The 234-nt window shown below is 68.8% G+C and carries 1 pseudogene; it reads right to left on the bottom strand.

The features are described 5' to 3' along the window. Positions 1-234: pseudogene (locus SB765_RS33945) on the bottom strand (DNA-binding response regulator); the annotation flags it as partial.

The raw sequence follows: 234 nt of genomic DNA, 5'->3' as shown, positions 1-234 counted from the left end.
CTCGGCGCCGCTAAGGGCCACCAGGGTGCCTTCGCTGTCGAGCAGGTGGCGCGCGGTGGTGTCCAGGCGCCACTGGCCGAAACCCAGCAGGCGGCTGCTTTCGCTGATGGTGAGGTTGGGCGGCAGCATGCGTGTGCGGCGCAGCACGGCGTTGATGCGGGCGAGCAGTTCGCGGGCGGAGAACGGTTTGGTCAGGTAGTCGTCGGCGCCCATTTCCAGGCCGATGATGCGGTC

The sequence above is a fragment of the Pseudomonas sp. SIMBA_067 genome (genome assembly GCF_046534675.1).
Lineage (GTDB): Bacteria > Pseudomonadota > Gammaproteobacteria > Pseudomonadales > Pseudomonadaceae > Aquipseudomonas > Aquipseudomonas putida.
This window is presented reverse-complemented; position numbering and strand designations above follow the sequence as displayed.